The sequence below is a fragment of the Arcicella sp. GW458-12-2-14-TSB2 genome (assembly GCF_059423785.1).
Map to the genome: position 1 here is coordinate 1 of NZ_JBWKYN010000197.1, position 10,564 is coordinate 10,564.

The 10,564-nt window shown below is 34.9% G+C and carries 8 protein-coding genes; 6 read left to right on the forward strand and 2 right to left on the reverse strand.

The window, feature by feature from the left end; all coding sequences use genetic code 11:
- Positions 1-209 precede the first annotated feature (209 nt).
- Together AC07XN_RS20905 and AC07XN_RS20910 are read right to left on the reverse strand one after the other, a co-directional pair.
- Positions 210-2,840, reverse strand: a complete 2,631-nt coding sequence (locus AC07XN_RS20905) for a DUF5686 and carboxypeptidase regulatory-like domain-containing protein (protein ID WP_494744454.1) — start codon at positions 2,838-2,840, stop codon at positions 210-212.
- 175 nt (positions 2,841-3,015) lie between these two features.
- Positions 3,016-3,822, reverse strand: coding sequence for an alpha/beta hydrolase (locus tag AC07XN_RS20910; RefSeq protein WP_309916672.1), 807 nt, complete (start codon positions 3,820-3,822; stop codon positions 3,016-3,018).
- Between the two features lie 261 nt (positions 3,823-4,083).
- Between AC07XN_RS20910 and AC07XN_RS20915 the strand changes: the two genes are divergently transcribed.
- From AC07XN_RS20915 to AC07XN_RS20940, 6 genes are all read left to right on the forward strand, one after another.
- On the forward strand, positions 4,084-4,788 hold the full coding sequence (locus AC07XN_RS20915; protein WP_309916669.1) for an esterase family protein: 705 nt from the start codon (positions 4,084-4,086) through the stop codon (positions 4,786-4,788).
- Between the two features lie 63 nt (positions 4,789-4,851).
- Positions 4,852-5,835, forward strand: coding sequence for an ATP-grasp domain-containing protein (locus AC07XN_RS20920; protein ID WP_323247513.1), 984 nt, complete (start codon positions 4,852-4,854; stop codon positions 5,833-5,835).
- A gap of 74 nt (positions 5,836-5,909) precedes the next feature.
- A complete protein-coding gene (locus tag AC07XN_RS20925; RefSeq protein ID WP_492799314.1) occupies positions 5,910-7,007 on the forward strand; it encodes a carboxylate-amine ligase in 1,098 nt (365 codons plus the stop codon).
- 140 nt (positions 7,008-7,147) lie between these two features.
- Positions 7,148-8,020 carry a type 1 glutamine amidotransferase gene (locus tag AC07XN_RS20930; protein WP_494744455.1) on the forward strand — a complete coding sequence of 291 codons (873 nt, stop codon included), beginning with the start codon at positions 7,148-7,150 and terminating at the stop codon, positions 8,018-8,020.
- Between the two features lie 24 nt (positions 8,021-8,044).
- Entirely contained in the window at positions 8,045-9,241 is a 1,197-nt protein-coding gene (locus AC07XN_RS20935) for a hypothetical protein (protein WP_494744456.1), read from the forward strand.
- Between the two features lie 52 nt (positions 9,242-9,293).
- A complete protein-coding gene (locus AC07XN_RS20940) occupies positions 9,294-10,529 on the forward strand; it encodes an exo-beta-N-acetylmuramidase NamZ family protein (RefSeq protein ID WP_494744457.1) in 1,236 nt (411 codons plus the stop codon).
- Positions 10,530-10,564: the final 35 nt, after the last annotated feature.

The following is a 10,564-nucleotide window of genomic DNA, read 5'->3' on the forward strand; positions in this document are numbered from 1 at the left end:
ACTTGAGTCCCTCGCTAGAGATGAGGGCTTCAACGCTTGGTTTTAAACAATATTTATTTACATTTAAGCTAATTTGATCAATAATAACATTTCTATTTCAACATTTTAAATGATGTGGGTAATCAGTAGGACTTAAGTCACTCGCTAATAGAAAAAGCTAGACAATTCACTAAAAAATCTCATAGCTCACCGCTCAAAGCTAATAGCTTCTATCGATTAAACTTAATCCTCAACACAGTAGCATCATACTTGCCATTCACAAAATTGCCTACTACTTCTAAGCCGAACAATTTACCAATGCCAGATAAGCCATAGCCAACTTCCACATATTCAAATTGTTGATTAGGCACTTTCAGGTAATTAGCAAAAATAGATTCTTTCAAGCCATAAATTCTAAGTGGAGTAATTTGAGTTAATAGAAAGTGATTAAAATCATGCTGTGCAAATACTTCTAAATAATTGCCCGTAGTGCTATGTAAATAATAATCTAAGTTTCTAAAAGCATCAAATCTGAAAGAACGGAGGATAGTCTGATTACCATTGAAATGGCGATAATCAATAAAGTAATTCGGTTTTTGTATAAATCCTCCGTAATTAGTTAAAACGTGCAAATTTCCCAACTTTTCTAAATCAAAGAATTGTTCATAAGAACCTTGCAAGCGAGAAAACTGACTTTCAGCTAATAATCCATTGGTAGATTTAAGTCTGAAAATAGGATTGCCCGTATTAATGGTATATTCACGGTCATTGAATTTGCGTTTTTTGGCAAAAGGTCTCCAAATAATATCGGCTTCCGTTAAAAACGTTTTATGTTTATCAAAGTCAGTATTGGCTAATTCTACATTCTCAGGAGTATTCGAACTAAAACTTCTGTCTTTTACATCAATCCAAGGCTTAAAAGTCTCCAAGTTTTTTAGTGCCATTCTCTCAGCATATTCTAGATTTACTCTAATTGTTACTTTCTCAGATAATCGATTTCTATATTCAATATTAGCATAATCTTTCTGGTAAATTTTCAGATAATTGCGTTCCGCCAACATCGTATAAATGGTGTTAGCTGGTGTAGAAATAGGTCTGTCATCATTAAACTGCTGAATATAACGCCCAGTTCTTACTTCAATTGATTGCTGATTTTTTAAATAATAATACCCAAGATTCCAGTTAAGCGCTTTTCTTCCTAAGGCATACCTTAAATCACCATAAATAGATTCTCTTTTGGTGAGTTTCTCACGAATATCATATCTTAAAGAAGCCTTTAAAAAATATCCATCAACAGTATTAACAAAATCCAAAGAAGGAATTTGATCTAACGGAGACGTGTAGCTAAGAGATTTATTAAAGAACCCGAACAAATCGTCTCTTTTGCCATAGTTATACGTTTTGCCAAAAATTAAATGTGAAAACTTAAAAGCAGGTAAATTCCTAACCGAATCTTTCTTGTATTGCTGTTCGTTGGTTTTAGCGATGCTATCCGCTTGGGCATAACCTTTTATCTCCAAGTCTGTCAATGGCACTTGTCTTTCTTCATTCCAAAAATCAGCACTACGTTTACTGTGGAGGCTATCAATTTCAATGTTATACGACCGTACCAAATCTACATCTTCCCCTTTTTTCTTTCTCTCTTTCTTGTCTTCTTTTTCAGCGTCTTTCAAAAACTTGTTGAGTTGCTTACGCGTAACCTGTTTCTGATTAAGGGCTATTTTGCTATTTACTTTCTCGCTTTTCAATTCTTTGGCCTCCGCTTTATCAATTTTCTCATCGATTACTACAGGTCGTTGATGATATTTTTCATTGACCGCAACGGTATAGTTACGAACGTTGGTAACATAATTAAAGAAACCTTTGAAGCCAAAAGCATCAAAATCAGAACGGAAAGTATAATTGATGGGTAACCAGATTTCTTTGTTAGGAGCAAAAATCATTTTAATCCTGTTTGAAATATTGTCGCTGCTAAAGTGCAAATCCAGACTGTGGATATACCAAGAATCTTCTATGATATTGATAATACCATCAAATACATTATCATTTTTTGATTTAGGTGTCACACGTATTTTGTTTACCGTCTGACCATTTTCAGTAAAAAAACCTTCATACTTAAATTTGTAATACGCCAAAGCAGTAGGGGACAACGGAGACACCATGTCGCCAAACGGTTTAGGGTTATAAAAGTTGGTGCGTGATACAGGAATAAAGTTTGTTCCTTGGCTTTGTAATTGCTTGGGCAAGTTGTTACGCGTAGAAACTACCTTTTCTCTTACTGAAGATGGCTGTTTGAAAATAACATCATTGATAGATTCCAAAACATATACTTGTCCGATTTTTAATCCAGATTCCTTTTCTATTTTTTTACCAGCTAACATTTTTATCAAACCCGAAACCTCGCTTACTTGTCCTGTGCCTTTTACGTAAGTTCTGGCAGAGTATTCATTGAGTTCTAATATTTTGAAACGAGCCATCGAAATAGCCTTCCGCATAATGGTATAGGCGGGGTCTTCACTTTTAGCAGAAAATTCTACTTCTTTCAAACTGATTGCTTGTTCCTCTAATACTATTTCAAGAGGTAAGTAATCATTGTTAACAACAACCTGTTTTTCTAAAGTTTTATGCCCTAAATATTGAAAGATGATGGTATAATTACCAGGGTCTAGGGCGAGTTCGTATTTGCCATCTTCGTTAGCCATCGTTCCTTTGGGACTACCTTTTACAATAATGGAAGCAAAAGAAAGGTATTCTCCGTGAGTATTTTTAACAGTGCCTTTTATTCCCCCAGCAAATGTTGAAAAGCCAAAACAAATAGTGATAATCGTAATGATAAGGATTTTGTTGATAAATGAATTCATAATAACTCAGTTTAAAGATTAATAGCTTTGATGTAATGAATAAAATACAGATGCAAGTTAAACGAAAAGGTTGCCTATATTAGACAACCTTTTGTTAAAAAACCCTAAATGTGATAACTAGTAAAGTTTTGGGATGATTGGTAAACAAGAAAAAAAGCTACTAAAATTTTAATAATTATTGTCCAAAAGCCCATGTAAGGAACTCGGGCATTACTTTGCTCCAAGTTTGTTGATTATGTTCTCCGCCTTCTACTTGTCTGTAAACGATGTCTTCGTTCTTTTTATAGCCATGTTTTTCTAATTCTTTCATTAAGTCGAGGGTATCGTCAATGGCATCAATGATGCCATTATTGTTTCTATCAGAGGTTTCATCATTGGTACCTGCCTCAAACCAAAATTGTTGGTTTTTGTGATATGTGCCCTTTCTGACGATATTGTGCATTATTCTGTCGTTTTCATCCGTATAACCATCCTCCTCAGCTTTTTGTCGCCACCACAAGGCACCCGAGAAAACCCCCACTTTGGTGAATATCTTCGGATGATTCCATGCAATATCCATGGCAGATAATCCACCCAAAGAAAAACCAGCCATTACTCTATTTTTTGATGATAATGAATAAGAATTTTCTAAAAAGGGTAACAATTCTTTTAAAACAAAGTTAGCGTGGTGATGAGCCTTATTTCCTCTGTTTTTATAGTCAGCTTGCGATGCCGTTCCGTATTCTTGTAAGCGTTCGTTATTGGCGTGAATACCTACACACAAAATAGGAGATATTTTGTTGTCATCCATCAAGGACGAAATCCACTGTTTGATTTTCAAAGACTCAAAATCTTGTCCATCATTAAAAATAACCAAGTTGAGTGAATTATTTTTTTTTGGATATATTAAAGTGATATGAACAGTTCTATTTAGGTAGGCTGAATAAATATTATCCTCAATTTGAAGGATTTCTGAGGAAGAATTTTGTGAATATATAGTCATATGTGAATTAGCAATTTTTGGATTATTCCCGAAAATAAACAAATTGTTAAATATTTCACAGATAAATTATTCTAATGTTTTGTTTTGAAAGTTAAAAACAGTTTCTATTTTAGAGTAAAGATTCTAACTAAAACAGAATTCTGATTAAAACACCTACTTTTATCTGAAAGTATTGCCAAGTGGTAATTTTGTAGTAAATTAAATAGTCTAAATCTAGCTGTGAATAAATTTTTGAAATAATGTAAAACCCTCACCAACAAAATGCAAGAACGTTATATCAAGTATTATTCTCATCATCTCGGAGCAGATAATGAATTGTTGATTTTTGGAAATTGGGGCTATCCAGTAATTGTTTTTCCTACTACCATGGGGAGATATTACGAGGCAAAGGATTTTAAGCTAATTGAATCAGCAAAAAAGCAAATTGAAAGCAGCAAAATAAAAATTTATTGCCCCGATAGTATTGATAAATATTCTTGGTATGGCAAACACTTGCATCCCTCAGAGCGTATACAGAACCATATTTATTACGACCAATATTTAAATGAAGAATTGATTCCTGCCATCATGCGCGAATGCAATACCTCAAAAGTAGCTGTTGCAGGCTGTAGCTTTGGCGGTTTTCATGCAGCAAATTTTGCTTTTCGTCATCCTGATAAAGTATCACACCTTTTTACAATGGGGGCAGCCTTTGATATACGCTCGTTTTTGAATGGGTATTATAGCGAAAGTGTTTATTTCAACAATCCTCCTGATTATCTCCCTAATGCCATGCATCCAGATTTATGGCAAATGAATATCGTATTGGGTACGTGCAATGCTGATTTTTGTAAACCTGAAACGGAACGCTTATCTAAAATTTTGGCGAATAAGAAAATCAACCACTGGCTAGATGTCCGTTGGCATGGAACACACGACTGGGATATTTGGCGAGAAATGTTCCCTGAATATTTAAATAGAATATAATTGAAAAACACTTCCAGAATGAATTAATCATTCATCAAACCTGTAAAATTGAATTTGAGCATTATGAAAAAAATAGGTATCCTACATGGAATGGAATCCTCTTTCCCAGAGGCATTTGTAGAAAGAGTAAATCAAATAGCACCATCGGGCATCGTGGCTGAGCGAATGATTGTTGAGAAAGTAATACAAGGGGAATCTAGCGGATATGATGTCATTATCGATCGTATTTCTCAGGATGTACCATTTTATAGAGCGATGCTTAAAAATACGGCAATGGCTGGTACGGCTGTTATCAACAACCCTTTTTGGTGGTCGGCAGATGAGAAATTTTTTAATAATGCCTTAGCGTTAAATGTGGGCGTGCCTGTACCCAAAACGGTGTTGTTGCCTTCCAAAGAACGCCCAACAGATACTTCAGAGACTTCATTCAGAAACCTAAAGTTTCCACTACCTTGGGGAGATATTTTTGATTATATCGGTTTCCCTGCCTATATGAAACCTCATGCAGGTGGTGGCTGGAAAAGTGTTTATAAAGTAAGAAACCCCGACGAATTGTTCTCTGCTTATGATGAAACTGACCAATTGGTAATGCTTTTGCAGGAGGAAATTACTTTTACAGATTACTTCCGTTGCTATTGTATCGGGGGCAAAGAAGTAAGAATAATGCCTTATGAACCAAGAAATCCACATCATTTACGCTATGTAGCTGAGATGCCCACGGGACCAGCGGCCAAGAAATTATTAGCAACGGTAAAGGACTATGTACTTAGATTGAACAAAGCATTGGGCTATGATTTCAACACTGTTGAGTTCGCTATAAAAGACGGAATTCCTTATGCGATAGATTTCTGTAATCCTGCACCAGATGCAGACATTAATTCGGTTGGTCAAGAAAACTTTGAATGGGTAGTAGAAACCGCTGCTAAAGTAGCAATTGACCGTGCTAAAAAACATAAACCTGGTAAAGACAACCTTACTTGGGGTACTTTCCTTACGTCGTCGGTAGCAGGGAATGCAAGAGATACCATTTTTGAAAGTAAAAAATAATGATGTTGTAAAAGGGAAACAGTATTGATTTACAATATTGTTTCCTCTTATCAGCCCTTAAACCTTCCAAACTTATGCCTTTATTTACCATCGGAATTGAAGAAGAGTTTCAGACCATCGACCCCGTAACGAGGGAGTTACGCTCGCACATGAGTAAAATTGTTGAAGGCGGGCAGATTATATTACAAGAAAGAGTAAAAGCCGAAATGCACCAAGCTGTAGTGGAGGTGGGAACGAATATCTGTTATAATATTCAAGAAGCAAGAGAGGAGGTAACTGACCTTAGGCGAAATATCATCCAACTTGCCGAACAAAATAACCTTCTATTAGCAGCAGCAGGTACGCATCCATTTTCAGATTGGCAAGACCAACTGATTACCCCGAGTCCGCATTATGATTCTTTGATTGATGAAATGCGTGATGTCGCCAGAGGTAACTTGATTTTCGGGTTACACGTACATGTGGGTATCCAGAGTAGAAATGAAGGAATACAAATATTGAATGCCGTTCGTTACTTTTTACCCCATATTTATGCGCTTTCTACGAATTCGCCTTTTTGGTGTGGTAGAAATACAGGTTTTAAATCATATCGCTCGAAAGTATTTGATAAGTTTCCTCGTACAGGTATTCCCGAGTTTTTTGCCTCTGCTAGTGAATACGATGAATATATCAATTTGCTGGTAAAAACAAAATGTATCGATAGTGGCAAGAAAATCTGGTGGGATATTCGCTTACACCCTTATTACGATACCATTGAATTTAGAATTTGTGATATTCCGATGCGGGTTGACGAAACCATTTGTTTAGCAGCATTAATGCAGGCGTTGGTGGCGAAAATCCATAAGTTGTTAAAACAAAATCTAAATTTTAGGTCGTACAGAAAAGTATTAATCAATGAAAATAAGTGGCGAGCAGCCAGATATGGTATTCAAGCAAAATTGATTGATTTTGGGAAACAAGAAGAAGTACCATACAGTGATTTATGTGATGAACTTCTAGATTTTGTAGATGATGTACTGGATGAATTAGGCAGTCGAAATGAAGTAGCATATATCAAAGAAATCCTTAAAAATGGCACTGGAGCAGACCGTCAGTTAGCAGTATTTGAAGAAACTAACGATTTGAAAAGTGTCGTAGATTATATCGTTCAAGAAACAAGATTTGGTATTTAAAAGGCTAGTAAAGCTATGTTAAATTTTGTTTTGTATTCTGTAACAAATTGATTTTAAGGCTATTTTTAGTAAATTGCGTCGATTTAATAAGTTAAGTAGAGATTAAATCTTTGATAAAAATTCACATCAACAAATTTACGATGCAAAATATTTCGACAGAAAAACCACTAAAAATAGCAGTTTTAGATATGTATGACAACGTAGCTGGAGAAGGCATGCGTTGTATTATTAATTTGGTTAACGAATTCAGAGTACAAAAAAATATTGAAGTAAATACAGAGGTTTTTAATGTTCGTGCTAATACAGAAATCCCAAATTTAGAACACGATATTTATATATCCTCAGGTGGACCGGGTAGTCCATTACCTTCTGATGAAGCGTGGGAAAAACCATATTTTGCCTTCATTGATTCAATATTTGCGCATAATAAATCTGAGGAAATATTAAATGGGGAAAGTACTCCAAAATTCTTGTTTTTGATTTGTCACTCTTTTCAGTTGGTAGCACGTCACTTAGAAATTGGGAAAGTGACCAAAAGAAAAAGTACATCCTTTGGTGTGTTTCCTGTGAATCCAATAGACAAAACAATTAAAGAAGCATTGTTTGAAGGCTTACCCGAACCATTTTATGTGGTGGATTCTCGTGATTATCAATTGGTAAGTCCCAACTTGAAGATTATCAAAGAATTAGGTGTACAGATTTTACGAATGGAAAAAGAACGTCCGCACGTAAACCTAGAGCGTGCTATTATGGCTATCAGATTTTCTAACGAAGTATTTGGCACACAGTTTCACCCAGAGGCTGATGCACAAGGAATGCTAAAATTGCTGATGTCGGATGAAAAAAAGAAAGCTGTGATAAAAACGCACGGAATCGAAAAGTACAATGATATGATTGCAAAGCTGGACGACCCTGATAAAATCATGCTGACAGAATCTATTATCATTCCAAAATTTCTTGAAAAAGCCTATTCTACCATCAGTCAAAAAGAACTTTTTGGAGAAATGGCATAATTTGTTTTTGAAAATATCCTTGTTATGCAAAAAGAAATCAGAGCTTCATTTAATCAATCCTTTTCTGAAGTAAAGTATCAAGAGTTTTTGGCAGATTTAAACAATGCTACGCAAGGTTCTCTCGAGTTCAGAGTAGCAGAAACACCTGTTTTTGTCCCCAAATCTTTGAAAGATAAACTCATAAGTACTTGTGAAAGTATCATTGATGTAATAGCAGGAGATGATTTTAAGGCGAAGACTGATAACGCTATACCAGCCGAACAAAATGTGCCTAATGAAAATGAACATACTTCTTTCTTAGCGATAGATTTTGCAGTTTGTCAGGATGAACAAGGCGAATTTGTTCCACAATTGATTGAATTACAAGGTTTCCCTTCATTGTTTGGGTTTCAGTATTTATTGTCTGAAACTTTTCAAAAGCATTATAATATTCCAGAGAATTACGATTTTTTGTTTAATGATTTTGATAGAAAATCATACGTTGAAGCTTTTAAAAAGCTAGTAGTCGGCGATGAGCAACTTGAAAATGTTATCCTTTTAGAGATTTATCCTGAGAAACAAAAAACAAAGGTTGATTTTGAAGTAACCGAAAAGCTCATTGGTGTTAAAGCTGTGTGTCTTACTAAAATCATCAAAGAAGGACGAAAACTATTTTATATCAATGATGGAGTGAAAACGCCTATTCATAGAATTTATAACCGTTTGATTTTTGATGATTTAACAAACTTCCCTGATTTACAGACAGCCTTTAGTTTAACAGATGATGTTGATGTAGACTGGGTTGGACATCCAAATTGGTTTTTCAGAATCAGTAAATACACCATGCCATTTTTGAATAATTCTTATATTCCTGAATGTAGATTTTTGAGTGATTATGCAGGCAAGTTTCCTGAAAATTTATCAGACTATGTATTAAAACCACTTTTCTCTTTTGCAGGAACAGGGGTGAAAATCAATGTTTCTGAAAGTGATTTAACATCCATTACTGACCCTGAGAATTATATTTTACAAAAGAAAGTGAAATATGAGCCTGTCATACAAACGACTGATGGCAGTGCTGTAAAATGTGAAATTAGGATGCTTTATATCTGGCAGAAAGATGACGCTAGACCAATACTATTAAGCAATTTAGCCCGACTTTCAAGAGGAGAAATGATTGGAGTACGCTTTAATAAAGATTTTGACTGGGTAGGGGGTAGTGTTTGTTTTATGGAGAGATGATATCAACCTAAGTCTATTTCCTTTACCTTGCTTTAACACTTCATCAAAAAACATGAAAATATTTCATTCGATATTATTCGTTATTACAACATTAAGTCTTTTTACAGGCTTACAGGTTAATTCAATTGAAAAAGGTAACTTCTCATTTGTAGCTAAATCGAAACCAATCTTAACAGCCGCAGAGCAGACCGATAAATATTTACCCTATTTAAAAGGTAAACGTATCGGTATTCTGGCTAATCCAACCAGTATTATTGGCAAAAAACATTTGGTGGATAGCCTAGTAGCTTCTGGTGTTAATGTGGTAAAAGTATTTGGCCCTGAACATGGCTTTAGAGGGAATGCTAGTGCTGGGGTAGTAATCAGTGATGAAAAAGACCCCAATACAGGCATCAAAGTGATTTCATTATATGGTTCAAAAAGAAAGCCATCTGTTGAAGACCTCAAAGATGTCGATTTAATGATTTTTGATATTCAAGATGTAGGGTGCCGTTTTTATACTTATATCAACGTTTTGCGTGATGTGATGGAAGCTTGTGCAGAGAATAACAAAGAGCTGTTGATTTTAGATAGACCAAATCCTAATGGATATTTAGTAGATGGTCCTATTTTAGATATGAGTTTAAGGTCTGGTGTGGGTAGATTTCCGATTCCTATTGCCCACGGAATGACGATTGGAGAATTTGCACAGATGATAAATGGTCAAGGTTGGTTAGCGAACAAAATGATTTGTAAATTAAAAATCATTCCTGTGAAAAATTATACCCATGAGGATGCTTACACCTTGCCTGTGAAACCATCGCCTAATCTTAATACACAACAAAGTGTAATGCTTTATCCAATTATGTGTTTGTTTGAAGGCACTATTATTAGTCAGGGGAGGGGTACGTATTTCCCTTTTACAGTATTAGGGAGTCCAGCTTTGAAAGGTACTTATAGCTTTTCTTTTAAGCCCGTAAGTATTAAAGGCATGAGCGAAAAGCCTTTACACATGGATAATGAATGCTACGGGATAGATTTTAGAAACTATGATATTGAGCTACTCAGGAAAAGTAAAAGAATTAATATTCAATGGATGATAGATTTTTATCAGGCTTATCCATTCAAGGATAAGTTTTTTGATAGATCTCAGAGTGACCAAATGTTGAATATTGATGTACTAGTAGGTAATTCTGAATTTAGAAAACAGATTATTGAAGGAAAAAGCGTAAAAGAAATTCAAGATTCTTGGGAGCCACAATTATCCGAATACAAAACGATGAGAAAAAAGTATTTGATTTATAAGTAATGAGTTAGTTAGAGAATGAGTGATTTTTTAAATCA

Coding starts and splice junctions, on each gene's coding strand:
- AC07XN_RS20935 (WP_494744456.1), top strand. CDS start 8,045: ATGCAAAAAGAAATCAGAGCTTCATTTAATCAATCCTTTTCTGAAGTA.
- AC07XN_RS20940 (WP_494744457.1), top strand. CDS start 9,294: ATGAAAATATTTCATTCGATATTATTCGTTATTACAACATTAAGTCTT.
- AC07XN_RS20930 (WP_494744455.1), top strand. CDS start 7,148: ATGCAAAATATTTCGACAGAAAAACCACTAAAAATAGCAGTTTTAGAT.
- AC07XN_RS20915 (WP_309916669.1), top strand. CDS start 4,084: ATGCAAGAACGTTATATCAAGTATTATTCTCATCATCTCGGAGCAGAT.
- AC07XN_RS20920 (WP_323247513.1), top strand. CDS start 4,852: ATGAAAAAAATAGGTATCCTACATGGAATGGAATCCTCTTTCCCAGAG.
- AC07XN_RS20905 (WP_494744454.1), bottom strand. CDS start 2,840: ATGAATTCATTTATCAACAAAATCCTTATCATTACGATTATCACTATT.
- AC07XN_RS20925 (WP_492799314.1), top strand. CDS start 5,910: ATGCCTTTATTTACCATCGGAATTGAAGAAGAGTTTCAGACCATCGAC.
- AC07XN_RS20910 (WP_309916672.1), bottom strand. CDS start 3,822: ATGACTATATATTCACAAAATTCTTCCTCAGAAATCCTTCAAATTGAG.